Origin of the sequence: Thalassobellus sediminis (genome assembly GCF_044386045.1) — a bacterium.
Classification (GTDB): Bacteria; Bacteroidota; Bacteroidia; order Flavobacteriales; family Flavobacteriaceae; genus Thalassobellus; species Thalassobellus sediminis.
In genome coordinates, this window is sequence record NZ_JBISCD010000038.1 from 172,850 (window position 1) to 198,741 (window position 25,892).

The following is a 25,892-nucleotide window of genomic DNA, read 5'->3' on the forward strand; positions in this document are numbered from 1 at the left end:
AATTATTTTATAACATCAATAAAATCGGTATCAAAATCAATTTTCGCTTTTATAATTCTTTTTCGTTCTTTAAAATTAGAATTAAAGATACTTCTCGTAGAGTCTATCTCATTACTATTTACATGACATAAATCTGCTATAGTGTGAATCATATCATCAGTCATATACTTCTTATCAATTTTATTTTTAATTGAATTAGTTTTTACATAAGCCTCTGATTGCCACAAAAACATTGGAATTCTATACATTGACTTAGTTACCATTTGATCAACTGATTGTCCAAAAAATTCAATTTCATCATAAACTTCTTGCCCATGATCAGAAAAAAACAAAACAAAGCTAGACGTATTTTGCTTTTTAGTTACATTTATTATTTCGTTAAGAATATAGTCATTATATCTAACTACATTATCATAAGCATTAATAGTTTCATAAGCAATTTTATTCTTAAAAGTAGATTTTGGAACATCTTTAAAATAATTAAAACTATCTGGATAGCGCTTTTCATAATTTATATGTGCACCAATCATATGAAGAAAAACAACTTTCTTTTCGCCTGGTTCTAAAACAATTTTATTCAATTCATCAACTAACACTTGATCAAAGGGGGTGTCTTCACTTGTGTGTTTTATATTTAAAAAAGTTGAAATGGTTGCTCCTCTTCCTATTTTAGTAACTTGTGTATCAGAAATTCCAATTGGCCTTTGATTTGAAATCCAAAATGTTTTAAAATTGGCTTGATTTAATAACTGAATAATTGAACCTTTATATTTTCCTTCAGGGTTTTCTATATTTCCCAATGTTAACCCTTTAGTTAACGCTCCAATAGTATAAGCATGTGGACTAATTACATCTTCACAAAGAATCAACTCGTCTTTAATATCATTCAACAAAGGTGTGGTTTCTCTATAATAAGTAAGATTACTTAATTGAAAATGTAATTTACTAATCGACTCCCCAATTACTACTATATATAACTGTTTATCACCTGATTTATAAGTTGACTTGACATTTGTAAATTCCCCTAATGGATTTTCTTTACCATAAACACTTAACAATTGTGTTTCTTTATAATAATTTGAAGTTGTTTTAATTACTAAATACGGTACATTATAAACGATAAGTGTAGTGACTTTTAAAAATAAAAAAATAAATAAAATAATTCCTAATACCTTTATTCTCTTAAATTTAAAACTAACAATTTCTTTATTATATTTATTAATTTGTAAAAGCCCAAAAACAAATGCTATTATAAATAAAATTATTAATGAGATAGTTCCTTTATTCAAGTATGAAAAAAGAAACTCTTTAGTTTCTGTAATATTTGTTTCTAAAATTACAAATATTGCAGACGAGCTAAAAATAGTCTCAAAATTATAATAGTAAATTGATTCGAAAAACAAGCAAATACAAAATAAAACATATGCTAACTTTAGATATATTTTTTTAAGCGATATATTATTTATAAAATAAGCAACAAGTATAATAACTGCTACAAACAACAGATTCTCAATAAAATTATAAAATCTATTAATTCTAAATTTTGCTAAAACAAATTCGAATAAAAAAAATAGAATTGTTGGTATTATAAAAACTAAGCCTAAACGTTTATTTTCTCTATCCATTTTTTATTATAGTAAGATATTACATTTACTTAGTTAACTTTTTTTTAAAGGAAATAGTTTTTTGCCGAAAATTAAAAGTAACAAAATAAAATAAAATAGATATGAAATAAAATAAGCAATACCTCCTCCATCTAAACCATTACTTTTCAATAAAATTATAGTAGAAAAATACATTATTAAGGCCAAAAACATATCGGTAATTATGTAACCTATCACATTTCTTCTTGCATAAAAATTTGCAGCTAAAACCATTCCTAGTACTCTAAATAGGTCCCCAATAAGATACCATTTAAACAACACATTCATTGGTAAAAACTCATTAGAATAAAAAACCATTACAACATAATCTTTAACTATATACAACACAACAAGCCCAATAATGAAAAACGGAATAATCGATTTTAAAAACCCAAAAACCACCTCTCTAAAAGTCTCTCTACTATCACTTTCTGATAATTTAGGCAAAACAGAAAGCATTATTAGAGAAGAAGCAAAAAGTAAATAGTTTTCTGAAATTCGCTTCATTCCTTCCCATAAACCCGCTGCTGTTTCTCCTAATAAATTAATTATTTCTTGTCTTATTAAAATAGAAATAAATGGAAATAACACCAGAGAAGTAATTGTCATAAATGTATATCCCATTATTTTTTTTAAATATTCATTTGAGAACCTTAATTTATTAAAAACTTTTAAAGATAAATCCTGAGGTTTAAATATGGAGATAGCGACAAACTGAAGGACATACACAAAACTTATAGCTAATAACGCACCTACAGTGTTATAATAATATGACATTATAACGACTAATAGCATATTCAAAATATACAATAAAATATTTATTCTTATAATAACTTTAGAAAAACCTAACCCATTAAGAATAAAAATTAAAAAATTACTTAAAACACTTAGAGGCAATATAGTTCCTAAAATCTTGAATACGACTGTGAAATTATGAGAAGGAAATAGATATGAATTTAAATATCCTGAAAAAAAATAAATTGTCAAACCTATTACTAAACTAAAAAAACCACCTAATAACATAGTGGTATTAATAAACAAACTTAGTTCGTTTTTATTATTTTTCAATTCAGAAGAATATTTAACGACACCTCTTTGCAAACCCAAAGAAGACACGTTAATAGTCATATTAAAAAACTCCTTAAAAACCCCTAAAAAACCAAGACCAGATGGACCTAAAAATAGAGCAATAGCCTTAGACGAAACAATACTTGTAATAATTTTAACAACTATTGAGATTGAATTAAAAAAACCCAATTTTATTAAATTATTTTTTGAAAAGTACTTTATCATCAAATTTAATATTGATTCAATATTCTAAATTAAGACATTATAAAAAACTCTATTGCTTCTCACTATCCACTCCAAAAAGGGAACTTCCAAATATAAGTAAGATAATAGCATAATACATTACATAACTTGCAAAATGACCTATTACAGCACCTTTTGCACTATCAAATAAATCGATAAAATAAATACTTGTAGTGTATAAAATTATAATTAGAAAAGCCTCTGTTAAAATATAATGCCAAAACATTTTCTTAGCTAAAAACTGATAGGCTATAACGGTAGATAAAACTTTAACAAAATCTCCTAACAACTGCCATAAAAATAAATCTTCAACAGGTTTAAACTCATCCGTAAAAATCAAACTGACAATTAATGATCTTAACAAATATATTAGCAATAACCCAATAATTAATACTGGAATTATCGTTTTATAAAAACTAAACACCTCTTTCCGAAACTCTTTAACTGTATCTATTTCTGAAAACCTTGGTAAAATATATAATGCCATTAAAGAGCTAACTAACATTAAATAATATTTAGATACTCTTGTTATAGCTTCCCAAAATCCAGCATCTTTATAGCTAACACTTTCAATAATATGCATTCTTATAGCAATGGCTATAATAGGCAGTAAAACAGCAGTAAAAAGAGCCATAAGCGAATACGAACTCATTCTTTTCAAAAAGCTTATACTAACATTATTAACCTTTATTAAAGACACCAAAGAACGTCTGTTTATTATTCCAACTAAAGTTATTAAAAAGATTAATGATTCTGCTATAACTACAGATATCAATGCACCTTCTATGGCGTTTTGATAAATTAAAAGAAGCGCTACAGAAACACTTAATATTTGCCCTATTATATTAATAATGATTAGTATTTTATACTTTGAAAACCCGTTCATTATTGAAAATGAAAACATGTTTAAAGCATAAAAGGGTAATACAATAGCAAATATCTCAATAACATATGCATAATTGTTGTAAGAAGGAAATATTAAATTATTAATTAAATCGGCATTAAAATAACAGAAAAAAGACACAATTATAGTTGATATGAAACCAACATAAAACACTGAAGATATGGCTTTACTTAGTTCTACAACATTATCTTTAAAATCTGAAACGTACTTAACAAAACCATTATAAAAACCAAGAATAGCAATAGTTTGAAAAGAGCTTACAAAATTTTGTAAATTTCCTATTAACGCTAATCCTACAGGACCAATAAAAACGGCTATAGCTTTTGAAGTTAACAGTCCAGCTATCAATCTAGTTAAAACAGAAGCTGTTTGCAACGATGTAACTTTAATTAAAACGTTTTTATTTATATAATCTATTAATTTTTTCAATTAATATTTATTTAATCGTTGTTTATAAGAGACTTAAAGAGTAAATATTTAATATTAACGAGGTATTAAATATTTTATTCTTTTAAAGAGTTTCAAATATACAAAATCATTTTACGGATATGTACTAATTCTGTTGTAAGTAGGAATTTAAATACTTAAAATTATATTATTTTTTCAATAAATAATATAGATTAATACTAAATATAGCAAAATTTGTAATTATGATAGGTTTTGAAATAGGCGTTAACAAAAGTCCATAAAACACAAATAGTAAACATCCAAAGGAGTTTACTATTCGTAATTTATTAACAGATTTCATTAAGAATGATATTAAAACAATTGCCGTAGCAATATATCCAACCCATTCTACCCAGGAAATTCCTAAGAATTCCATTTTATATTGATTTGTTACGTTTTCTATCTACTTCAGTTAACCAAATTTTACGTAAACGTAAAAAGTTTGGTGTTACCTCAACATATTCATCTTTTTGTATATATTCTAAAGCTTCTTCTAAAGAAAACTTAATTGCTGGAACAATTTTAGCTTTATCATCGGCACCAGAAGAACGTACGTTACTTAATTTTTTAGTTTTTGTTACATTAACCGTCATATCATCTCCACGAGAATTCTCACCAATAACTTGACCTTCATAAATATCCTCTCCTGGATCTACAAAAAACTTACCTCTATCTTGTAATTTATCAATTGAATAAGGAATAGCTTGTCCTTTTTCCATAGACACTAAAGAACCATTTTGTCTTTCAGGAATACCTCCTTTTAATGGTTGGTATTCTTTAAAACGGTGAGCCATAATAGCCTCACCAGCAGTAGCTGTTAACAATTGGTTACGCAGACCTATAATACCACGAGATGGTACAATAAATTCACAAACCATACGCTCGCCTTTAGCTTCCATACTTAGCATTTCACCTTTTCTTAAAGTCACCATTTCTATAGCTTTACCAGAAACAGTTTCTGGCAAATCGATAGTCATTTCTTCAACAGGCTCACATTTAACACCATCAATTTCTTTAATAATAACTTGAGGTTGTCCTATTTGAAGCTCGTAACCTTCACGACGCATCGTTTCAATTAAAACTGATAAGTGTAATACACCACGACCAAAAACCATAAACTTATCAGCACTATCAGTTTCTTCTACTCTTAGTGCTAAATTCTTTTCTAGTTCTTTCGTTAAACGATCTTTAATATGACGAGACGTTACAAACTTTCCATCTTTACCAAAGAAAGGCGAATCGTTAATAGTAAATAACATACTCATTGTTGGCTCATCAATGGCAATAGTTTTTAAACCTTCTGGATTCTCAAAATCGGCTACTGTATCACCAATTTCAAATCCTTCAAGACCAACAATAGCACAAATATCTCCTGTTTGAACTTCGTCTACTTTTATACGTCCAAGCCCTTCAAAAATATGAAGTTCTTTAATTTTATTCTTAACAATAGAACCATCACGCTTAACTAACGAAATATTTTGTCCTATTTTTAATTCTCCTCTTGTTAAACGTCCAATTGCAATACGACCTGTAAAACTAGAAAAGTCTAAAGATGTAATTAGCATTTGTGTGTTCCCTTCTGGTAATTTAGGTTCAGGCACATGCTCGATAACCATATCTAATAATGGTTCAATGTTATCAGTTTCATTTTTCCAATCATCACTCATCCAGTTGTTCTTTGCAGAACCATAAACCGTTGGAAAATCTAATTGCCATTCTTCAGCACCTAGTTCGAACATTAAATCGAATACTTTTTCATGTACTTCATCAGGTGTACAATTTTCTTTATCTACCTTATTAACAACCACACAAGGCTTCAAACCTAAATCAATCGCTTTTTGTAATACAAAACGTGTTTGTGGCATAGGTCCTTCAAAAGCATCTACTAATAATAAAACACCATCAGCCATATTTAATACACGTTCAACCTCACCTCCAAAATCGGCGTGACCAGGTGTATCAATAATATTTATTTTCGTGTCTTTATAAACAACAGATACATTTTTAGATGTAATAGTTATTCCTCTTTCACGCTCTAAATCGTTGTTATCTAGAATTAAATCACCTGTATTTTGGTTCTCTCTAAATAATTGACAGTGATACATAATCTTATCAACCAAAGTTGTTTTACCGTGATCTACGTGTGCAATAATTGCAATATTTTTAATAGTAGCCATAATTATAGTGCCTTATTTTAAGCGTGCAAAGGTAACTATAAATAATTGGATTAATATTATAAATAATTTTATTTAAACATTACCCTTTTTAGTTTTCAAAATCTACTTCAAAACAAACTTAAATTACTCAAAAACAAAGAGTAACACTTTACTTATTCATCTCTTATTAACTAAATATTTGTAAATGCAGCCATTTAAACAAATACTCTCTTCAAAGAGATCAAAGAAATCATTCTACCAATAATTACTATAGCGTCAATATTTTTAACAAATTCAATTAACTTTTGAAACTAAAAATAATTCGGCATATGTTGTACCTTTACATCCTAAATTTGTTGAAACAAAACCTTATGAATCTTCAAGATATTCCAAAAATAAAACACACCAATTCAAACAACTTCTTTTTACTTTGTGGCCCCTGTGCTATTGAAGGAGAAGACATGGCGTTACGAATTGCCGAAAAAGTAGTTAATATTACAAATAAATTAGAAATTCCATATATTTTTAAAGGCAGTTTTAAAAAAGCAAACCGTAGTAGAATTGATAGTTTTACAGGAATAGGAGACGAAAAAGCATTAGGAATTTTAGCTAAAGTTTCTGAAACTTTTGATATTCCTACAGTAACCGATATTCACGATGTTACTGATGCTGCAAAAGCTGCTCAATATGTAGATGTATTACAAATCCCAGCTTTTTTAGTCCGTCAAACCGATTTGGTAGTTGCCGCAGCCAAAACAGGTAAAGTGGTAAACTTAAAAAAAGGGCAATTTATGAGTCCGGAAGCCATGAAGCATGCCGTACAAAAAGTAAAAGATGCAGGTAGCGATAAAGCTTGGATTACTGATAGAGGTTCTATGTTTGGCTACCAAGATATGATTGTAGATTTTCGTGGTATTCCAACCATGCGTCAATACGCACCAACGGTTTTAGATGTTACCCATTCTTTACAACAACCGAATCAAACAACTGGAGTTACAGGTGGCAGACCTGACATGATTGAAACTATTGCCAGAGCTGGTATTGTAAATAATGTAGACGGCTTATTTATCGAAACGCATTTCGACCCGGCAAATGCAAAAAGTGATGGAGCTAACATGCTACACTTAGATAATTTAGAACAATTACTTTCTAATTTAGTAGCCATCAGAAAAACTATAAACGCACTTTAATTATTATAAACTAAAGTATTTCACCCCTTTTCTTTAAGGAATGATTATTTACAACGTCAAATAGCATTTCACAATCAAAATTAAAACAATGAAATCACCCCTATTAAAGCCTATTACATTATTACTACTATTAATCTCAAGCATAAATACTTTTGCTCAAGAAACTGAAGACATAAAATATACCGCTTCAAACAAAGGAAAATTCTTTGTAAGCTGGGGTGGCAATAGAGAATCTTTTTCAAGATCAGATATTCATTTTAAAGGAGAAGATTACAATTTCACTATTAAAGATGCTTCGGCGCACGACAAACCTAAAGGTTGGCATATAGATTATATAAACCCTTCTAGAATAACCATTCCGCAAACGAATGTTAAGATTGGTTATTTTATTTCAGATAAATATACCGTTTCACTTGGTGTAGACCATATGAAATATGTCATGAATAGAAATAGAACCCAAACTGTTGATGGCTACATTAATTTACCGGCTACCGAAGCTGGTGCTATTTATAATGGCACATATAACAACGAAGACTTTTTTGTTTCTGAAGACTTTTTAATGTTCGAACACACCAATGGCTTAAATTATGTGCACGCAGAATTTTCAAGATACGATGACATTTCTAAGTTGTTTAATTTACCAAACACAGATAAGTTTCAAATAAATATCACAGAAGGTATCGCAGGCGGTATTTTATACCCAAAAACAAATACAACGCTATTACAAAAAGATAGGTACGACGAGTTTCATTTAGCCGGTTATGGTGTATCTCTTCATGCTGGTTTAAACTTCACATTCTTTAAACACTTCTTTTTACAGTTAGATATGAAAGGAGGCTATATTAATATGCCAAATATTAGAACCACAAGTAATACAGCCGAAAGTGCTTCGCAACATTTCATGTATTTACAACGTGTTATAGCTTTTGGAGGCATATTCAGAATTTAAAAAAAGTTTTTTCGAGGTGGTGGGTTTTTAAATTTGAAATTAAAAGGAAAACAGCCAATGGCTGTTAGATAGTTTAGATCAATTTAAAAACCGCGCTTTCCACTATATCTTTTTTTGCCATATATGGCAGCAAAAAAAGGATGCCGTATCAATCGCTCCCACACAAATTTGCCAACATCAATTTCAAACCAAAATTATAGCATATTTGTAGCGTAAGAGCTGTAGAAACCTTCTTATTATTTAGCATCGTCAATAAACCAAGCTCTTTTACTTTTATTAAGCAAAGCTGAAGCTGCGTGTAATAATGCAACAAAATTTTCTTGATCTAAATCTTCTATTTTTTTTAATTGAATAGACCGTACTTGTTTGCGTTTATTATCATTTTTTAAAATAGGAAATTCATTTTCAAGTAAAATACCTTGTACAAAAGCGACATCAACATAATGCTTACCTTTTAAAATGTTTAAATAAATCATAGGCTTTTTACCAATATTATAAAACGGAATTTTATAACTGTACCGCTCCTCTACTTCTGGCAGAGTACTTAAAATAACACTTCTCACATAAAGCATGATAGATTGAAATGGCTCTTTTTGATTTAAAAAATAATCTTCTACAGGTTTCAATAGTCTATTTTTATTTCAAACTTAACAAAAATTTATGATGCGTAATTGGAAAATAATTATTTACTTTGTAATTCAAAGTACTTTTACATGGAATCAAAAGATTATTTAAAAGACCTCAACGAGATTAAAGATTTAATGAATAAATCGTCTCGTTTTATTTCACTTAGTGGCTTATCTGGAATACTCGCTGGTGTTTATGGACTTATTGGTGCTACTGTTGCTTATTGGCTAGTAACACAATATAGTAATGGGACATTAATTCTTGATGGTAAAATTTATAGATTAGTCATGCTAGATTTATGTCTGGTTGCATTTTTTAGCATTATTACTGGAATTGTACTAACTACCAGAAAAGCTAAAAAAAATAATGCTAAAATGTGGGATGCCACTTCAAAAAGATTAGTGATAAACTTTTTAATTCCTTTAGTTGCTGGTGGGTTATATATCTTAATTATTTTAAATCAAGGAAAATATGGTCACACAGGTGCATTGATGCTTATTTTTTATGGACTAGCTTTAGTAAACGCATCAAAATACAGCATCGGCGATATTCGTTATTTAGGATATATTGAAATTATATTAGGTCTTATAGCTACGTTATTACCTGGTTACGGATTTTGGCTTTGGGTTTTAGGTTTTGGAATCATGCATATAATTTATGGTACTTGGATGCATTTAAAATATGATAGATAATAGTTCTCAGTATATTTGAATTTTAAAAAAGGAGATTCCTGAATTCGCAGGAATGACAAAATGAGCATCATAACTAACATAAATAAAGTATTCGATCACCGTATTAGATTAGGCATTATGTCTATTTTGATGGTAAATGAGTATGCCGATTTTAATATGCTGAAAGAATTATTAGGTGCTACCGATGGTAATTTAGCAAGCCATACTAAAGCTCTTGAAAAATCTGAATACATAAAAGTTGAGAAGCAATTTATTGGCAGAAAGCCAAATACCCGCTACTCTACCACAACACTTGGTAAAGCAGAATTTAAAAAACATATTAACGCAATTGAAAAATTAATAAACAAACAATAACTATTTTTTTATTCAATTACTTTGAAATACAAAGTACTTTTAAATATGAAATTAAGAAAAAAACTTATAGAATGGTTATTTGATAAATCTCAAAAGGTTTATACCAGCCTATTTAAAAAACATGAAGCTTGGGGTATTTCAAAAGATGAATTATTATCCTATAATCATGAGTCATTAGGAAAGCATTTAGGATTATTCTTAGATAAAAATAATTTTCAATTAATTCCTAAAGTTGAAAGACATGATGCTTACCATACAATAACAGGCTACGGCACCAATGTAGAAGATGAAATTGCGCTACAATGTTTATGTTTTGGAAATGGTAAAAGAAGCCCTTATTTATATGGAGCTATAATTTTAGGCGTAATTATTCTACCCGATTATTATAAATATTATTATAAATCATACAATATTGGTAGAAATGCAAATGCATTTCATCATTATGATTATAGAAAATTATTAAAAGTCAATATCTACGAATTTAGACAAATTATATTCTCAAAATCTCAACAAGAATCATTAATTAATATTTAAAATGAAAAAAATATCACTAATCATCGGAGCACTTTTATTTAGCACTCTCTTTTACAAACAAGTCATTGGCTTAAACATGTCCTTATTTAGTTTAATCACAATTATTGCCTTAGCTATTTATAATACAAAATCATTTAAACAAAAAAGAACTATTGCTTTTTGTATTCTATATCTAATTACTGCCATAGCAATTTTTCTATACAAATCGAACCTTTCTATTATTGCTAATTGTGTTGCCTTTTTCACTTTAATAGGTCATGTGTCAGAACATCATTCTTCCATATACATAAATTGGATAAATGGCTTATATACTTTTATTACAGGTTATTTCCATCGTAATTTTAATACTGCTATAGAAGAAGAAAAAGCTGAACCCAAAAAAAAGGTAGATTATGTGCATTGGATAAAAATTATTGGAATTCCTGTAACCGTAATCATCATTTTTATTTCACTCTACAAAAATGGAAACCCCATGTTCAATGACATCATTTCTAAAATTGATTTTAGTTTCATTAATTTTCAATGGTTACTACTAGCATCATTAGGTTATTATTTATTATACAACATATCAACCCCTATTCAAATAGATCCTGCAACCGAAATTGACTTAAAAACAGGTAACACTTTAACTAAAAAGGGTGATTTTTCAATTGAAGTTGTAAAAAAAGAAAATCAATTAGCACTCATATTAATCGTTCTTTTAAATATTCTTATCCTATTATTTCTTATTACAGACATCACCTATTTAATTTCAGCAAATGATTTTAGAGCCTCTTCTTTTTCGTCACAAGTTCATAACGGTATTAATGCGCTTATTGCTTCTATTATAATTGCCATCGTCATTATACTTTACTTTTTTAGAGGAAATTTAAATTTTTACAAAGACAATAAAAACCTTAAAACACTAGCTTATATCTGGATTATACTAAACGCCATTCTGGTTATAAACATAGTAATTAAAGACTGCCAATACATTTATTATTTCGGTCTTACTTACAAACGTATTGGTGTTTTAGTTTATTTACTGCTTACAATAATAGGATTAACAACTACCGCTATAAAAGTTAATCAAATTAAAAATTTCTGGTATTTACTTAGAATAAACACACTAACGGCTTTTACAATTTTAATAGTGTCTTGTGCTATTAATTGGGATAGCTACATTACAACTTACAACCTTTATTATGCGCAGTCTATGGATTTTAAATACTTAATAGACCTTTCAAACAACAACACTTTTATACTTAAAAATTATTCAGACGCTCTTCAATTAAAAGGAGACAAAAAACATCAAATAGATAAAAAGCATATAAAGTATATGTCTGAATTAAAAAACAATAATTGGCAAGAAGTACACTTTGATAATTTTAAAATAAAATAAAATCGATGAATATATCATCTACGATTATGAAAGCATCAGGGTTATCCATGTTATTATTTTGGACAATTACCCTCTCTAAGCCAACAAGTGTTGATGTTTCTCTATTTATTCTTCTATCTATAATACCTATAAGTATATGCTGCGCCTTAACTATCTGTCTTACAATTGCTCCATTTTTTTGGTCGAAAAAAAAGTCTACAACTTTTAAAACTATTTACAAAAGATATTTTCCTTTTTACACCATTGGCTTATTTAGCTTATGCCTTTATGGTATTATTGAATCAAACTTTAATATTTATGCATTAGCATTTTTTGCATCGGCCTTTTTCACCTCTTTAAAATCCTGGAATTGGCTTATAAAACCTAAAACAATAACAAAATGAAATATTTAAAAAAATTGAGGATACCAATTGTTTTTATAATCGCTTATGTGCTAATTGTAAATTCGTATACAACATTTAAGGCTAAAAACTCCATTTATGATACAGAATCAACAATCCCCAAAAACAGAGTTGGTTTAATTTTAGGTACTGGTAAATTCACCTCTAACGGACGTATAAATTTGTATTATAAATACAGGTTAGAAGCCGCTGTTTCATTATACAAATCTAGTAAAATTGAATACATACTCATTAGTGGAGATAATAGCAGAAAAGATTACGATGAACCTACCGATTTCAAAAACGATTTAATAACTAAGGGCGTTCCTGAAAATAAAATCTATTTAGACTATGCTGGATTTAGAACCCTAGATTCTGTAATACGAGCTAAAGAAATTTTTGGACTAAACGCTATTACAATTATCTCTCAGAAATTCCATAACGAACGTGCCATATACCTAGCCAAACATTTTAATATAGACGCCATTGCTTTTAACGCAAAAGACATAAGTGGCAGATATGGCTTTAAAACAAAACTCCGTGAATATATAGCTAGAACAAAGGCTTCATTAGATATTCTTTTTAATGTAGAACCAAAGTTTCTAGGAAAAAAAATAGACATTATATGATACTAAAAATAAACAACATCCATAAGTACTTCACAATTTGGTGGATTCCTTTGGTTACTTACTTTTTTATATATGGAATTTTTATTCTTGGCTGTGTTTTACAAAGAGATTGGGTTATTGATGTATTCTTATATCTGTTTTTTATCAATATTTTCGGAACAATAATTTCTAGTATTGTCCAAATTACAATTAAAAAATGGTACTATATAATCTTTCAAATAGGGATTACTATTTTATTATTTTCTTATGTATCAATTATTTTTATGTTCTCTCCACCAGACTATTATGGTGTTCATAAAGAAATTCCTAATAATATAGAAATTTATGAACCCTTTAATAAAACACCTATAGAAAGTGATTTTGATAATTATGACTTAATCCTATCTGGTTGGGGAGGAAGTTATGGCTATTATACTGATTTCAAACCTACAAAAAAAGGTGAATTCTATATAAAAGCTTTTGAAATAACCTCAAACGATAGGTTATCTGAAAAAAGAATTAAAGAAAGGTCTAAAATAAAAGTTGACAATATAGATTATAAAATACGTTCTGGTCATTTTACAATTTACGAAGGCTCTTGGGGATATAAATATGCATGTAGAATTGAATTATGGTTTCAACCAAATAATGATAAAGAATTCAAAGTAACTGAAAGAAATTATATTGTTGAAGGCTGGATGAGATAGAATTAAAAATTTAACTAAGAGAATAAATACATGAACCTAAAAATCAACAAAACATATCTAATAATTACCATACTACTTTTTATAACGGAAGTAGTAATAGCTATGTATTTAAAACGCGGTTTCATTCGGCATACATTCGGCGATTTTTTAGTGGTAATACTTATTTATTGCTTCTTTAAAAGTTTTATTCCAAACAATCATTTTAAGATTGCTATGTGTGTTTTAGCATTTGCTTTTTTAATTGAGTTTTTACAATTAATCAACATTCTAGAAATGCTTAATCTTCAAAACAATCATTTAATAAAATTAGTGTTTGGAAGTACATTTCAAATTTCCGATTTAGTGGCTTATACCTTAGGTACAATAACAATTTTAGCTATTGAATATAAAATTTACAAACTATGGATTACATAAAACAACTCATCTTAAATCGATTTAAAATATTCGCTTTAGTGAGTATTTCCATGCTTTTAAGTATTGTTTTACTTATGATACGAATGAAATTAACACATTCCTTTTTCTACTTGTTTTTAGTCTGGAATTTGTTTTTAGCAGTCATTCCCTTTGCCATAACAAGCTATTTGGCAAGTTCCCCAAAGCTCAATAAAATAGGTTTTGTATTATGGTTTGGTGTATGGCTGCTTTTTTTACCAAATGCACCTTACATTATTACAGATTTAATGCATTTAAGATTAAATAGAGATTCCTTTTTATGGTTAGACATTTTGGTTGTAAGTGCTTTTGCTTTTAACGGCTTACTACTTTTCTACCTCTCTTTAGTCGATATGAAAAACCAATTAAAAAGCTATTTAAATTTAAATGAATCTTTTGTTAATTATACCATAACAGGTATTCTCTTTTTATCTGCATTTGGTGTGTATTTAGGGCGTTTTCTTCGTTACAACTCATGGGAATTATTAAGTAATCCTAAATATCTATTTGTTGATATTATAAATATTGCTGTAAAACCTATAGAAAACAAAGAAGTTTGGTTGTTTACTATGCTATTCGGTACTTTTTTGAGTGTTGGTTTTTGGAGTTTTAAAACACTTACTAATTTAAAAACAAACTAGAATGGTTACTAATCCGCTCTATTTTTTGCTTGAATTTTTCTAACAATATTGGTCGCCGCATTTCTAGTCATAAACCGAGGTAAAGTTGCTAAAAACTTATTAAAGCCACCTGGAATAGCATATACTTTTCCTTTTTTCATGGCTTTGTAACCATAAAAAGCGACTTCTTTTGCACAAGCCATATTGAATTTTATTTTATTCTTACAGGTGTTTTCAGAAACAGTTTCTTGAAAGGATGTTTTTGTAGGCCCTGGGCATAAAGCGGTTACGGTAACGCCTGTACCTTTAAGTTCATTTGCGATAGCTTCAGAAAAAGACAACATATAACCTTTTGATGCGTAATAAATAGACATTAAAGGTCCTGGTTGAAAGGCGGCTAAAGACGACATATTTAAAATTCGTCCAGAGCCTCGTTTAATCATGCCTTCTAACACCAGTTTTGTTAAATGGGTAGTTGTTAAAATATGAACATGCAACATGGCCGATTCTCTTTTCCAATCGGTATCAGCAAACGAACCAAACAAGCCAAAGCCGGCGTTATTTATTAATACATCTATGGGTGTATTACCTATATCGTCTATAATGTCTTGAGCGACATTGGGTAAACTCAAGTCTTTAGTTAAGGTAATAACCTCAACGTTAAATTCTTTTGTTATCTGCTCTTTAGAATTTTCTAAATTATCTTCATCGACATCTACTAAAATTAATTTATAGTCATCTTTTGCTAATAAAAGTGCTAACTCATAACCCAATCCTGATGCTGCTCCTGTTACTAAGGCTGTTTTAATAATAAATCTGATTTTATAATTATTACAAAAATATTAATTTCCATCCACATAACCCTGTAAATACGAAAACCGTTCGGTCAATTTTCCGTTTTCGGTCATTTTTGCACGTTGTAAAACACCATCGGCATCATTATTAAAAAATGCAGGAATAACATGCTGCAAAAACATCTCACCAAAACCTTCGCTGGCATCTTGCGGGAGTTCGCACGGTAAATTATCGACTGCCATAACCGTTATAGCCTTTTCGTCTTTAAAATCTATTTCGGTTTCGGTTTCTGGATTATACCCATAAATAGGATCTGCAATGGTTGATGCACGAAGTGTTGTAGCTACAGGTCCATCAACATCACAACTAATATCGGCTACTACTTTTATGTTGAAATTGAGCGACTTTACATCGTCTCTTGTGTATAAATAAGGCGCGCTATCGCCATAAAAATGACCTGCTATATAATAATCGGTTACTTTGGCAAAACGCATAAAATTAGATTCATACGCTTGCGGATTATCAAAAAAGTCAAACATATCAATAACTTGTCCATCTAAACGTTTATTATAGTCTAACACATCTATCTTACAATATACAGGTTCGTTAAATGTGGTATTTAAATACTCGTTAACCGAAACGCTTTTAATGTTCATGGCATCCAACATTTCTTGAGATCCGTTTGATACTTTTCCGCTTCCTGTTAGCAATATTTTTATGTTTGGAATTTCTAACTTATTTAGCTCGTTTATTAACGCTTGTTGATTTGGCAACGGACCTGCTTTTGGTAAATTCCAAGTATTATATTTTAATCCCCATGCTCGAAATCCATTATAAGCACCAACAATGCCTGCATAACGTCCGAAACCTATTAATCGAAATCCTTTTTCGTTAACGATAGTTTCATGATCATACAATTCTATGTTTTTATCTAAAACAGCTTTTAATAGTTTTCTATTATAAGGCTGCTTTTTTATGGTATGAGAAAAGAAAAAGTATTTTTTATTCGGAATAAGGGCATCGATTGGGACTTCCTTTACACCTATCATAACATCGCAATCGGAAACATTTTCTGTTACTTCAAATCCTGCGTCTTGATAGGTTTTATCTAAAAACACTCTAATATCTGATGATTCTACTTTGAATGTAGCGTCTGGAAATTGTTTTTTTGCTTCTGCTAATTTTGATGGTGAGAATACCACACGACGATCTGGTGGATTTTTACGTTCTTTTATAATTGCGAATTTCATACTTCGTTATTTATGCGCCCATTAAAGGCAAATGTTTTCTTTTATGATATGTTAATGCGAGTAACAGACAATGTTTTAATTCTTTTTCTGGAATTTTATCGTCTAACTTAAAAATGATAGCTCTATTGCCTTCAAATTTAAATTCATTTTTATAGATGGTTTTATAGGTTGATACTAATCTTGATGTACACTGAAAATATAAAGCATATTGTTCTGGATTTTTTTCTTTCCAATCCATTCTTATGGTACTTCCGTGTTTTGCAATATAACTAGGCTCTCCCCATTTTAGTGTTTCTTCTAGCTTATTAAGTCCTTCAATTTTTGATGCTGTTTCTAAAACCAATTTACGAAGGTGAAGCATTTGCTTTTTTACCTGCTTTGGATACTTATTAAAAACGGTTGCAACTTTTGGGTTACTTATTAGCTCTAGATTATCACTCATTTTGTCACACTACTATACATTGGTATAAATTTTGAACTAAATGTACTAGTTTTGAAGTGGTATACAAAGTTTTTTGATAACTTTGCTGCCCGCGTTAAGGATGGAGGCATTGTTGAAGCTCTCCCGATTTTTTTTATCGGGAAGCGACTGCCGAGAGCCTGACCCGATAGGGTAACGCCCTAACAAGCTTAATTGGTGGGTTCCTGAAACAAGTTCAGGATTAATTCAATTACGTAAATTAGAAATTTACTATTTCATTAAATTGGGGTCGACTGGTTTTGACAGCGAGATTAATTGAACGGTAAGCACGTCGTGTAATGGCATTGAAACACGTTAAAGGCTAGACCAAATTTTAAACGGCGAGAATAACTACGCTTTAGCTGCATAATCTGAATTATAGTAAGATTAGCCTAGGTACACAAGGTGTACAAGCTTTATGTCTCCAGAAAGCCTTGGTTAACGGCGTTCTATTTTGAGGCATCGTAAATGTTAACATAGATTGGGTAGTGCTTTGTTGCCCTTTTGAAACTAAAGAAGATAAGTTATTAGTGGGTTGTCTTTAACCAGCTTTTAATCGAAAACCCAAGAAAAGAATAAACGTGTAGAAAGCTCTTTGGTTACTTGTTTGGACGAGAGTTCGATTCTCTCCGACTCCACTTTTAAAAACCTTAAAAATTTGTTTATCAAATAATTAAGGTTTTTTTTTTAATGTAAAAAACTGAAAAAACATTGGTTATTTAAAAAATCACACTACTTTTGTAGTCGACTGGTCTAATACAGAATACACATGTCTGAAACAAAAGATAGAATACTAACTGTTGGAATTGATTTATTCTCTAAAAAGGGCTACCACAATGTTGGTCTAAAAGAGATATTAGCGAAAGCTGAAGTTCCTAAAGGTTCGTTTTATTATTATTTTGATAGTAAGGAGGATTTTGGTATTCAGGTAATTAATAAACATTCTTCAATGGGATTGTTTGATTATAAAAGTGTTCTTGAAGATAAATCACTTAGTCCAAAGAACAGAATTATTCAACTTCATATAAATAAAATAGACTATTTTAAAAACAAAGCGTGCACAGAAGGATGCTTAATGGGTAATTCAAGTACCGAGTTGAGTGATGTAAATGAAAGTTTTAGAAATGTCATAGCTCAAGAATTTAATCTTTGGCAAAATGCTTTAGAAACATGTATTATTGAAGCTCAAGAAGCAGGTGAAATAAATAAAGACACAGAATCTAAAATGTTAGCTTCTTTTATATTGAACAGTTGGGAAGGTGCCCTATTACGTATGAAATGTGAAAAATCAATTGATCCTTTACAGAATTTTGTATCTGGATTGAAACTAATATTAAAATAAAAAAATTTAAACATCAATAGTCGACTGGTCTATTATATAATAAATAAAAATGTTTGAGAAACTAAAAAAATTAAATCTAGAATTACCAGAAGTTTCAACTCCTGGTGGGAGTTACGTATCAGTTAACATACGTGGTAACATAGCATATATAGCGATTCAATTCCCTATAATAAATGGTAAGTATCATTATCAAGGTAGACTTGGAAATGAACTAACAAATGAAGATGGTTACAAAGCCATGCAAATGTGTGCTCTAAATGTTTTAGCACAAGTACACACAAAAATAGGTTTAGACCGAATAATTGGTCTTAATCATTTTGACGCCTACTATCAATCTGGGAATAACTGGAATGATGCTCCTAAAATTGTAAATGGAGCTTCAGATCTATTTCTCGAAGTTTTAGGGGACAAAGGACAACATTCAAGAGCCATTTTTGGTGTAGAAAAACTGTATTCAAATTTATGCGCAGGACTTACCTGCTCTTTTACAATAAAATAATAGTAACTATAATAATTAATAACATGGAAATATTTAAAGAATTTAAACTTGGAGAAAACACCAAATTAAAAAACAGAATTGTAATGGCACCACTTACCAGGTGTAGAGCTATAAACAACATTCCTAACGAATTAATGGCAACCTACTACAAACAAAGAGCAGGTGCAGGGCTTATAATTAGCGAAGGCACATCGCCGTCACCTAATGGATTAGGCTACCCAAGAATTCCTGGAGCATTTACAGATGCTCAGATAAAAGGCTGGAAAACTATTGCTGATGCAGTACACGAAGCAGATGGTAAAATATTTGTTCAATTAATGCATACTGGTAGAATTACAGCAAAAGCAAATATGCCTGAAGGAACAGTTACTTTGGCGCCTTCTAGTCTTCAAGCTGCAGGCGAAATGTTTACAGAAACCGGAATGGTGCCGCATGAAACACCTAGAGCTATGACTCATGAAGAAATAAAAACTGCTGAAAACGAATATGTACTATCTGCAAAACGGTTAATAAATGAAGCAGGTATTGATGGTATTGAATTACATGCAGCAAACGGATATTTAATGAATCAATTTATTAATCCGAAATCTAATCAAAGAGAAGATGAATATGGAGGATCTATTGAAAACAGAACACGTTTTGTATTAGAAATAGCTAGAAAAATAGCATATGAAATAGGAGGTGATAAAGTAGGTATTCGTTTCTCGCCTTACGGAGCCTTTAATGACATGTTATCTGACTACGATGAATTAGAAGATACGTTTATCTATTTATCTAAAGAGTTAGCAAAAATTGAAGTAGCCTATATACATATTGTTGATCAACGTGTGGCTTTTGGTGCACCAGATTTTACTACTGATATAAAAAAAATAATCAAAGAAAACTTTAAAGGCATCATTATTTCTGGTGGCGATGTTAATACCTTAGAAAAGGCAGAAACGATTCTTGATAGTGGTTTAGATTTAGTTTACGTGGGTAGACCTTTTATATCTAATCCTAATTTTGTTGAAAAACTTAAAAACAATGAGGAGTTAGTAAGTCCGGACATGAATACCTTTTATTCACCAGATGCAGTTGGATATACTGATTATTAAACACTTTGTTACAATATAACTAAGTGTTTTTAACGCCTAAAAAGTAGAATAAAAATGCCTTTTAAAAAAGGCATTTTTTTATTCTTACTATTCTAAAAACCTTGTCATATACCAACTTTTATTAACATTAACAGAGGGGCTTTTTAGCCTCGGGAAAAATTGCCAACTTCTCGGGAAACTCTACCTACTAATAAGCTTTACTATCTTCAGATCTTTGCTACATAATAACAAAACAAATATATTATGGAAATAGCAAAACAAAAACAGAAAAAAACGGGTTTATCAAACTTTGGGTTAATAACTAACATAAAAAGAAATCTATGGAATAGCAGACGACGCAATTCCTATATCACACAATTTAAATTTAATTAAAAACAAAAATCGATATGAAAACAATAGAAAATAATGAAGATTACAATAAACTAATAAATCAAGACAAACCTGTATTATTAGACTTTTATGCAGATTGGTGTGGACCATGCCAGTCATTATTACCTACGGTAGAAAAATTATCAAAGGAATATGAAGGTAAAGTAGAAATTCAGAAAGTTAATGTAGATTAAAACCAAGAATTAGCATCAAAATTTGGAATTAGAAGTATTCCTACTTATTCTTTTTAAAAGATTCTGAAATAGTAGATAGAGCTATTGGTTTACAACCTGAAACCGTTTTAAGAGAAAAACTAAATGCCTTATTAAACTAGTTATACAAACATGACTTTAGATAAACCACAAAAATGCTAATCAAAAATAAAATTAGCACTTTTTTTTATAAACAAATTATGTTTTCATTATGAAATACACTATTTAAAGCATTCTAGGGATGAACTTGAAACAAAAAATTATAACATCTATTTTTCTCGTTCTCGTTTTATACGCCAATAATTAGCTAATAAAGAGCCTGATATATTCATCCATGGGCTAAATACAGCTGCTGCTAAACCTAAGGTTGCTAATTTACCCATAGAGCCTGCTATTCCTGAAGCCAAACCACCATTTTGCAAACCAACCTCGAAAGCAATGGTTTGGCTTTGTTTTTTATCTAAACCACTTCCTCTACTTAACCAATAGCCAAATAAGTATCCAGCTGTATTATGCAATATGGCTGCTAAAAATAATAACCCTCCAATTTCAATTAAATTTTCGCTTCCTGCAGCGGTCGTTACTAAAGTAAAATACACAATTCCAAACATAGAAAAGTAAGGCATAAATGCATCTACTTTATGGTTAAATTTATATAATATATGATATAGTACACCTGCTACAAAAGCAATAGCTATAAAGTTTAAAACCTCTAATAAAACAGCTGCTATACTTCCTTCAACCAATTCAAAAGAATTCCAAAACACAAATGCTAGTATTAACCACAAACCAGATATAACAGCTAAATAGTTAATCTTTTTTTTGACCCCTGATCCGTAAGTTTTTAAAGCATCATGAATCATGGCTGCAGATAAAGGCACCAATACAATTTTTACAATGCTCATCATCATATTAAAAATATCAATTTCTATAAAAGTCCCAGCAAATAGTTTCATTAAAAAGGTAGTCATTATAGGTGCTGTTATTGTTGAAATAGCTGTAACAGTAACTGATAATACTAAATCTCCTTTAGCAATATAAGTCATTACATTTGAAGCCAATCCACTACTACAAGAGCCTATTAATACAATACCTGCTGCAATTTCTGCATCAAAACCAAATGTTTTGGCAATAATAAAGCCCATTATTGGCATGATGGTAAATTGGCACAGTAATCCCACTAAAACCCCTTTACCTGATTTTCTAATTCCTGTAAAATCCTTTATACTCATTTGAGTTCCCATTCCAAACATTACTAATTGAATAATAATGAGAATGAGCCATTTGTTACGCAAATCGAATCCTCCAATATTTAAAAAGGTGTCTGGAAATAATAAGCCCCCAAATACTGCTGCAATTATCCAAAACGTATATTGGTAACCTTCTAAGGATTTTAATGCCCCTACTCCAATTGCTAAACTTGAAAAACCAACAACTAAACCTAGTTTCCATAACAAATCAATGTGTTGTAACCCGCCAAAACCAGCTACTATAAATAGAATAATTGCAATCCAAAGAAAATATTTACGCATCGTATTTTTATTTAAAATATATTTCAGCCAATTTTTTCATAGCAATGGCTGGACTTGCTAAAATAGGTACTAACTTTTCGTCTGCACTTAAACCATCAACTACACGAGCCATGGATGCTTGTGCTAAAACAATAACATCAACTTCTTTCATTAATTCTTTTAATGCGCTTGCTACCATGTCGTCATGCTTTGCTGCATCTCCACTCATTAATGCTTCAAATGCACCTTCACATAATTTTGAAGTTATTGATACGTTTTTACCAACTACTTCGGCTCTTCTTTTTACCAAATCACTTGTTGGCTCTAATGTGGTTGGCAAGGTTGCAATCACACCTATTTTGTTACTAATTTGTACCGCTTCATCTGCCATGGCTTGATCGACTCTAATAACAGGAACGTTACATAAAGTTGCTGCGGTTTCAATAGCAGACCTAATAGACGAACAGGTTGCTAATATCACATCTGCTCCGGCTGCTTCTGCAGCTTGTATATGGCTTACTACTCTTGCCGCGGTATTTGGTGTTAACTCGCTTTTTCTTATGACATCTTTAATCACACTGTCATCAACAATATTAAAGGTATCAGTACCTTCTATAAACTCGTTTGTTAATTGTTGAAATAACGGGACTAATGTTGCCGATGTATGAACAAAGCCTAATGTTTTAGTTTTCATTTATTAATTTTTATTTGTTATTTAATGTCAAATGTAAATCGTCAATAATCATTTCGATACCTATCAAATTAATTATTATAGCTTATTCATAATTTTTCTCCTTTTAAAACTTTTATAAAATAATCTTTAGTACCTACTTGTCCGCCTTTAAAATTCAACTCTAATCCGTTTACCAATTCATTATCTGAAACAGCCTTACAAAGTGGTGCTCCGGGAGCTATTGGTGCTATCATTTCAAGAGCTGAAATATTTAATTCTGATGCCGCATAACTTGAAGTATCTCCTCCTGCTAGAAGCATTCTTTTTATTTTTATTTTCGATAATACATTGTTGATTATTTGTCCTAAAACATAACCATATATTTTACTACATTCTTTTTGAATAGCATCTAAAGCTAAGCCTTGCTTAGTAAAATACAATTCTGTTTCTACAATACGTGAATCTTGCGAACCTTTACTTGTATGCAAAACAGTACTAAGGCCTTTTTCAAAATTGTTTACAATTTGAGACGTTACATTCTTTATAATTTTATCTTGATATGAAGGATCAACCGCATGACTTTCTAATGCAATTTCAGAGAATCCATTTTCTAATGCATATTCTATTTGATTTTCTGTTACTGGAGAACAACTTCCAGACAATACTAAAATTGGCCCAACATATCCTGGCAATTCAAAATCCATTTCGTTTTGAATAATACCTTGAGCTTTCCAGTCTAATCCTAAAGCAAACCCAATACCTGATGAACCTACCGAAAACAATGTTTTTTCTTTTGCTAATTCATTAAAAACACTTCCTATTGTTTGTAAATGAGACTTATTAAATCCATCAAAAAATAAAATTTCTGATTCTTTATTTCGCACTATAGCATCTATAACTGATTTTTTTCCTTCTTCAATTGTGCTAACATTTATTAGGCCTATTGGTTTAGACGTTTGCTTTGCTAAATGCAATGTTAAATCTCCTTCTAAGGCTGGCGTAACTGGATGCTTACTCATTGATGGGTGCCTATCTATTCTATAAATTTGTCCGTCACCAAAGGTCCCCATTTTAGCAAATAAGTTACCAAAAACACAATACCTTCGTAAATGGGGTGCCGCTAAAGATACCATCACTGTTTTTTGATTAAAAACGGTACTTCCTATTTCTATCGCTTTACCAATATTTCCAACATGAGGTGCCGAATCGAAAGTAGAACACACTTTATAATGAAAATGTGCGGGTTTAAAACTGTTTAAGTTTTTGAATGCTGGCACTAATTTTATTTCCATTTCAGAAGGAGATAGTGACCTACTTTTTCCTGCTAAACCTATGGCTTGTAATCCTTCAAACTTATCTAAATCTTTTTGCTCAGGTGTTTTAAGAAATAAGACTGTTTTTACACCTGCTAAGGTTAAGAACTCAAGAGCATCAGTTGAACCCGTGAAATCATCTCCGTAAAACGCTAATAATATGTTATTTTTTTGATTCATTATTTAGAAAATTTCTTAACCGATGCTGCAAATTCTTTGTGTTTACTTGCTGTTTCTTCAATAGACAATCCATTTACTGCGCCTTCCCATGCTTGTTGCAGCGCATTTACGCCTGCTTTAGGTCCCATGGGATGTGCTAAAATACCGCCACCAGCCATATACAATAAGTCTGTAGTTTGTGTTCTTCTATAGGTTTCCATAGCTTGTCCGCCCCATTGACCCGAAGATACTACTGGTAAAATTTCATTACCACCTAAAAAGGGTTTTAAACAAGATTTTATTGAGGTTACTACCGAATCATCTGATTCCCAAAATTTATTTTGAATGCCGTTTACATGTAATTGATCTACACCTGCTAAACGTTGAATTTTTTGATATGCAGGAAACTCGATTCCTAATAAAGGATGTCTGTTTAACATGCCCCAGCCATTTCTATGTCCGTGAATAACTAATTGTCCATTATCACAGATTTTCTTTGTTCCTGCTAAACCAACACTGTTAATACTAATCATGGCACAACTACCTGCTTCCTTAACTATGAGATCATATTTTCGTTGCATTTCGTCAATCTCATCCGAAATATTAAACGCATACATAACCTTTTTTCCTGTTTTTTGCTCGTTATTTCTAATAACTTTCATAATGGCTTTCACCCGTTCATTAAAAGGTGAATTAGCCGTAGATCCCATTAATTCATCATCTTTAATAAAATCAATACCTGCATCAATTAACGTTTGTACCAATACCGCCGTTTCTTCAACAGACATACCAACACTTGGTTTTATGATTGTTCCAATCATGGGTCTATTTACTACACCGCAGGATGCTTTTGAACCTTTTATGCCAAATTGCGGCCCTTTATAATGTTCTTTAAAAGATTCTGGAAATTCTAAATCCATTAATTTTAAACCTGTAAACTGTGTTATTTCATAAAGGTTCCCCTGTAATGTACTCACTAAAACTGGTAAATTATACCCAAAATTTTCTATAGACCAACTGACTTTTACTTTTGCTTTTTGATATTTTTTTCCAGGAATCTTACCACCTGGAATTGAAGGTTCGTCAACTACATCCAATAATTCAATATTTTCTACTCGTGCTGCAAAACGCTGTTTTAAAGCTTCGGTTTCCCCTGGCACAGAAACAAATGTTCCTGAAGATTGCTCGCCTGCTAATACCGCTGCCGCTTGTTCTAAATCGTACGGGGTTTCAATTAAATATTCTGCAAAAATTCGTTCCATTCTATTTTGTTATTTATA

At 30.3% G+C, this 25,892-nt stretch carries 27 protein-coding genes and 1 other RNA gene; 16 read left to right on the forward strand and 12 right to left on the reverse strand.

Features of this window, described 5'->3' with window-relative positions; translation table 11 throughout:
• Nucleotides 1-2: 2 nt before the first annotated feature.
• The 4 genes from ACH5TW_RS04140 to typA all read right to left on the reverse strand — a co-directional run bounded on the left by ACH5TW_RS04140 (nt 3) and on the right by typA (nt 6,482).
• Complete coding sequence (locus ACH5TW_RS04140; RefSeq protein ID WP_439335217.1) at nt 3-1,625, reverse strand: phosphoethanolamine transferase; 1,623 nt, start codon at nt 1,623-1,625, stop codon at nt 3-5.
• A gap of 33 nt (nt 1,626-1,658) precedes the next feature.
• A complete protein-coding gene (locus ACH5TW_RS04145) occupies nt 1,659-2,900 on the reverse strand; it encodes an O-antigen translocase (RefSeq protein WP_439335218.1) in 1,242 nt (413 codons plus the stop codon).
• A gap of 85 nt (nt 2,901-2,985) precedes the next feature.
• Nucleotides 2,986-4,287, reverse strand: a complete 1,302-nt coding sequence (locus tag ACH5TW_RS04150) for an O-antigen translocase (protein ID WP_439335219.1) — start codon at nt 4,285-4,287, stop codon at nt 2,986-2,988.
• Between the two features lie 395 nt (nt 4,288-4,682).
• Entirely contained in the window at nt 4,683-6,482 is a 1,800-nt protein-coding gene (gene typA, locus ACH5TW_RS04155; RefSeq protein WP_439335220.1) for a translational GTPase TypA, read from the reverse strand.
• Between the two features lie 350 nt (nt 6,483-6,832).
• On the opposite strand from typA, the gene kdsA reads away from it, so the two are divergent.
• Both kdsA and ACH5TW_RS04165 read left to right on the forward strand, forming a co-directional pair.
• Nucleotides 6,833-7,651, forward strand: a complete 819-nt coding sequence (kdsA, locus tag ACH5TW_RS04160) for a 3-deoxy-8-phosphooctulonate synthase (protein WP_439335221.1) — start codon at nt 6,833-6,835, stop codon at nt 7,649-7,651.
• Nucleotides 7,652-7,739: 88 nt separating this feature from the next.
• The gene (locus ACH5TW_RS04165; RefSeq protein WP_439335222.1) at nt 7,740-8,600 is read left to right on the forward strand and encodes a hypothetical protein; all 861 of its coding nucleotides are present in this window, start codon (nt 7,740-7,742) and stop codon (nt 8,598-8,600) included.
• Nucleotides 8,601-8,836: 236 nt separating this feature from the next.
• Here ACH5TW_RS04165 and ACH5TW_RS04170 read toward each other — a convergent pair whose 3' ends face one another.
• Nucleotides 8,837-9,226, reverse strand: coding sequence for a DUF1801 domain-containing protein (locus tag ACH5TW_RS04170; RefSeq protein ID WP_439335223.1), 390 nt, complete (start codon nt 9,224-9,226; stop codon nt 8,837-8,839).
• Between the two features lie 87 nt (nt 9,227-9,313).
• Between ACH5TW_RS04170 and ACH5TW_RS04175 the strand changes: the two genes are divergently transcribed.
• Genes ACH5TW_RS04175 through ACH5TW_RS04215 form a run of 9 tightly spaced genes read left to right on the forward strand, consistent with a single transcriptional unit; the run spans nt 9,314 to nt 14,956 of the window.
• Entirely contained in the window at nt 9,314-9,919 is a 606-nt protein-coding gene (locus ACH5TW_RS04175; protein WP_439335224.1) for a hypothetical protein, read from the forward strand.
• Between the two features lie 60 nt (nt 9,920-9,979).
• Nucleotides 9,980-10,273, forward strand: coding sequence for a winged helix-turn-helix domain-containing protein (locus ACH5TW_RS04180; RefSeq protein WP_439335225.1), 294 nt, complete (start codon nt 9,980-9,982; stop codon nt 10,271-10,273).
• A 45-nt stretch (nt 10,274-10,318) separates the two neighbouring features.
• Complete coding sequence (locus tag ACH5TW_RS04185) at nt 10,319-10,807, forward strand: Coq4 family protein (protein WP_439335226.1); 489 nt, start codon at nt 10,319-10,321, stop codon at nt 10,805-10,807.
• A gap of 1 nt (nt 10,808) precedes the next feature.
• The gene (locus ACH5TW_RS04190) at nt 10,809-12,188 is read left to right on the forward strand and encodes a DUF4153 domain-containing protein (RefSeq protein WP_439335227.1); all 1,380 of its coding nucleotides are present in this window, start codon (nt 10,809-10,811) and stop codon (nt 12,186-12,188) included.
• A 5-nt stretch (nt 12,189-12,193) separates the two neighbouring features.
• A complete protein-coding gene (locus ACH5TW_RS04195; protein WP_439335228.1) occupies nt 12,194-12,571 on the forward strand; it encodes a hypothetical protein in 378 nt (125 codons plus the stop codon).
• A complete protein-coding gene (locus ACH5TW_RS04200) occupies nt 12,568-13,197 on the forward strand; it encodes a SanA/YdcF family protein (RefSeq protein ID WP_439335229.1) in 630 nt (209 codons plus the stop codon). The genes ACH5TW_RS04195 and ACH5TW_RS04200 overlap by 4 nt, the downstream gene beginning before the upstream one ends.
• The gene (locus ACH5TW_RS04205) at nt 13,194-13,883 is read left to right on the forward strand and encodes a hypothetical protein (RefSeq protein WP_439335230.1); all 690 of its coding nucleotides are present in this window, start codon (nt 13,194-13,196) and stop codon (nt 13,881-13,883) included. Before ACH5TW_RS04200 ends, ACH5TW_RS04205 begins: the two co-directional genes overlap by 4 nt.
• Nucleotides 13,884-13,913: 30 nt before the next feature.
• Nucleotides 13,914-14,297, forward strand: coding sequence for a ribosomal maturation YjgA family protein (locus ACH5TW_RS04210; RefSeq protein ID WP_439335231.1), 384 nt, complete (start codon nt 13,914-13,916; stop codon nt 14,295-14,297).
• On the forward strand, nt 14,285-14,956 hold the full coding sequence (locus ACH5TW_RS04215) for a DUF1361 domain-containing protein (RefSeq protein WP_439335232.1): 672 nt from the start codon (nt 14,285-14,287) through the stop codon (nt 14,954-14,956). Before ACH5TW_RS04210 ends, ACH5TW_RS04215 begins: the two co-directional genes overlap by 13 nt.
• 8 nt (nt 14,957-14,964) lie before the next feature.
• Here ACH5TW_RS04215 and ACH5TW_RS04220 read toward each other — a convergent pair whose 3' ends face one another.
• Genes ACH5TW_RS04220 through ACH5TW_RS04230 form a run of 3 tightly spaced genes read right to left on the reverse strand, consistent with a single transcriptional unit; the run spans nt 14,965 to nt 17,422 of the window.
• Nucleotides 14,965-15,756: an SDR family NAD(P)-dependent oxidoreductase gene (locus tag ACH5TW_RS04220; RefSeq protein ID WP_439335347.1), complete on the reverse strand. Its 792-nt coding sequence runs from the start codon at nt 15,754-15,756 to the stop codon at nt 14,965-14,967.
• Nucleotides 15,757-15,777: 21 nt separating this feature from the next.
• The gene (locus ACH5TW_RS04225) at nt 15,778-16,980 is read right to left on the reverse strand and encodes an NAD(P)-dependent oxidoreductase (protein WP_439335233.1); all 1,203 of its coding nucleotides are present in this window, start codon (nt 16,978-16,980) and stop codon (nt 15,778-15,780) included.
• A 10-nt stretch (nt 16,981-16,990) separates the two neighbouring features.
• Nucleotides 16,991-17,422 carry a DUF1801 domain-containing protein gene (locus ACH5TW_RS04230; RefSeq protein WP_439335234.1) on the reverse strand — a complete coding sequence of 144 codons (432 nt, stop codon included), beginning with the start codon at nt 17,420-17,422 and terminating at the stop codon, nt 16,991-16,993.
• 264 nt (nt 17,423-17,686) lie between these two features.
• Here ACH5TW_RS04230 and ssrA point away from each other — a divergent pair.
• The 5 genes from ssrA (at nt 17,687) to ACH5TW_RS04255 (ending at nt 20,938) form a co-directional block, all read left to right on the forward strand.
• Nucleotides 17,687-18,081: a transfer-messenger RNA gene (ssrA, locus tag ACH5TW_RS04235) on the forward strand.
• Between the two features lie 128 nt (nt 18,082-18,209).
• Nucleotides 18,210-18,782 (forward strand): TetR/AcrR family transcriptional regulator, encoded by a 573-nt coding sequence (locus ACH5TW_RS04240; protein ID WP_439335235.1) that lies wholly within the window; start codon nt 18,210-18,212, stop codon nt 18,780-18,782.
• A 49-nt stretch (nt 18,783-18,831) separates the two neighbouring features.
• The gene (locus ACH5TW_RS04245) at nt 18,832-19,281 is read left to right on the forward strand and encodes a RidA family protein (RefSeq protein WP_439335236.1); all 450 of its coding nucleotides are present in this window, start codon (nt 18,832-18,834) and stop codon (nt 19,279-19,281) included.
• 23 nt (nt 19,282-19,304) lie between these two features.
• Nucleotides 19,305-20,375 carry an alkene reductase gene (locus ACH5TW_RS04250; protein WP_439335237.1) on the forward strand — a complete coding sequence of 357 codons (1,071 nt, stop codon included), beginning with the start codon at nt 19,305-19,307 and terminating at the stop codon, nt 20,373-20,375.
• Nucleotides 20,376-20,761: 386 nt separating this feature from the next.
• Nucleotides 20,762-20,938 carry a thioredoxin family protein gene (locus tag ACH5TW_RS04255; RefSeq protein ID WP_439335238.1) on the forward strand — a complete coding sequence of 59 codons (177 nt, stop codon included), beginning with the start codon at nt 20,762-20,764 and terminating at the stop codon, nt 20,936-20,938.
• Between the two features lie 287 nt (nt 20,939-21,225).
• Here ACH5TW_RS04255 and ACH5TW_RS04260 read toward each other — a convergent pair whose 3' ends face one another.
• The 4 genes from ACH5TW_RS04260 to ACH5TW_RS04275 all read right to left on the reverse strand — a co-directional run bounded on the left by ACH5TW_RS04260 (nt 21,226) and on the right by ACH5TW_RS04275 (nt 25,874).
• A complete protein-coding gene (locus ACH5TW_RS04260; protein ID WP_439335239.1) occupies nt 21,226-22,488 on the reverse strand; it encodes a bile acid:sodium symporter family protein in 1,263 nt (420 codons plus the stop codon).
• 7 nt (nt 22,489-22,495) lie between these two features.
• A complete protein-coding gene (locus ACH5TW_RS04265) occupies nt 22,496-23,161 on the reverse strand; it encodes an aspartate/glutamate racemase family protein (protein ID WP_439335240.1) in 666 nt (221 codons plus the stop codon).
• 86 nt (nt 23,162-23,247) lie between these two features.
• Nucleotides 23,248-24,633 (reverse strand): four-carbon acid sugar kinase family protein, encoded by a 1,386-nt coding sequence (locus ACH5TW_RS04270; RefSeq protein WP_439335241.1) that lies wholly within the window; start codon nt 24,631-24,633, stop codon nt 23,248-23,250.
• Nucleotides 24,633-25,874: a ribulose-bisphosphate carboxylase large subunit family protein gene (locus ACH5TW_RS04275; protein WP_439335242.1), complete on the reverse strand. Its 1,242-nt coding sequence runs from the start codon at nt 25,872-25,874 to the stop codon at nt 24,633-24,635. Before ACH5TW_RS04275 ends, ACH5TW_RS04270 begins: the two co-directional genes overlap by 1 nt.
• Between the last annotated feature and the right edge of the window lie 18 nt (nt 25,875-25,892).

Bases quoted from the DNA above. Each gene is read 5' to 3' on its own strand.
- ACH5TW_RS04195 (WP_439335228.1), top strand. From the start codon at position 12,194: ATGAATATATCATCTACGATTATGAAAGCATCAGGGTTATCCATGTTA.
- ACH5TW_RS04245 (WP_439335236.1), top strand. From the start codon at position 18,832: ATGTTTGAGAAACTAAAAAAATTAAATCTAGAATTACCAGAAGTTTCA.
- ACH5TW_RS04190 (WP_439335227.1), top strand. From the start codon at position 10,809: ATGAAAAAAATATCACTAATCATCGGAGCACTTTTATTTAGCACTCTC.
- ACH5TW_RS04230 (WP_439335234.1), bottom strand. From the start codon at position 17,422: ATGAGTGATAATCTAGAGCTAATAAGTAACCCAAAAGTTGCAACCGTT.
- ACH5TW_RS04270 (WP_439335241.1), bottom strand. From the start codon at position 24,633: ATGAATCAAAAAAATAACATATTATTAGCGTTTTACGGAGATGATTTC.
- ACH5TW_RS04185 (WP_439335226.1), top strand. From the start codon at position 10,319: ATGAAATTAAGAAAAAAACTTATAGAATGGTTATTTGATAAATCTCAA.
- ACH5TW_RS04260 (WP_439335239.1), bottom strand. From the start codon at position 22,488: ATGCGTAAATATTTTCTTTGGATTGCAATTATTCTATTTATAGTAGCT.
- ACH5TW_RS04180 (WP_439335225.1), top strand. From the start codon at position 9,980: ATGAGCATCATAACTAACATAAATAAAGTATTCGATCACCGTATTAGA.
- ACH5TW_RS04265 (WP_439335240.1), bottom strand. From the start codon at position 23,161: ATGAAAACTAAAACATTAGGCTTTGTTCATACATCGGCAACATTAGTC.
- typA (WP_439335220.1), bottom strand. From the start codon at position 6,482: ATGGCTACTATTAAAAATATTGCAATTATTGCACACGTAGATCACGGT.
- ACH5TW_RS04210 (WP_439335231.1), top strand. From the start codon at position 13,914: ATGAACCTAAAAATCAACAAAACATATCTAATAATTACCATACTACTT.
- ACH5TW_RS04140 (WP_439335217.1), bottom strand. From the start codon at position 1,625: ATGGATAGAGAAAATAAACGTTTAGGCTTAGTTTTTATAATACCAACA.
- ACH5TW_RS04200 (WP_439335229.1), top strand. From the start codon at position 12,568: ATGAAATATTTAAAAAAATTGAGGATACCAATTGTTTTTATAATCGCT.
- ACH5TW_RS04225 (WP_439335233.1), bottom strand. From the start codon at position 16,980: ATGAAATTCGCAATTATAAAAGAACGTAAAAATCCACCAGATCGTCGT.
- ACH5TW_RS04250 (WP_439335237.1), top strand. From the start codon at position 19,305: ATGGAAATATTTAAAGAATTTAAACTTGGAGAAAACACCAAATTAAAA.
- ACH5TW_RS04205 (WP_439335230.1), top strand. From the start codon at position 13,194: ATGATACTAAAAATAAACAACATCCATAAGTACTTCACAATTTGGTGG.
- ACH5TW_RS04175 (WP_439335224.1), top strand. From the start codon at position 9,314: ATGGAATCAAAAGATTATTTAAAAGACCTCAACGAGATTAAAGATTTA.
- ACH5TW_RS04240 (WP_439335235.1), top strand. From the start codon at position 18,210: ATGTCTGAAACAAAAGATAGAATACTAACTGTTGGAATTGATTTATTC.
- ACH5TW_RS04165 (WP_439335222.1), top strand. From the start codon at position 7,740: ATGAAATCACCCCTATTAAAGCCTATTACATTATTACTACTATTAATC.
- ACH5TW_RS04275 (WP_439335242.1), bottom strand. From the start codon at position 25,874: ATGGAACGAATTTTTGCAGAATATTTAATTGAAACCCCGTACGATTTA.
- ACH5TW_RS04255 (WP_439335238.1), top strand. From the start codon at position 20,762: ATGAAAACAATAGAAAATAATGAAGATTACAATAAACTAATAAATCAA.
- ACH5TW_RS04215 (WP_439335232.1), top strand. From the start codon at position 14,285: ATGGATTACATAAAACAACTCATCTTAAATCGATTTAAAATATTCGCT.
- kdsA (WP_439335221.1), top strand. From the start codon at position 6,833: ATGAATCTTCAAGATATTCCAAAAATAAAACACACCAATTCAAACAAC.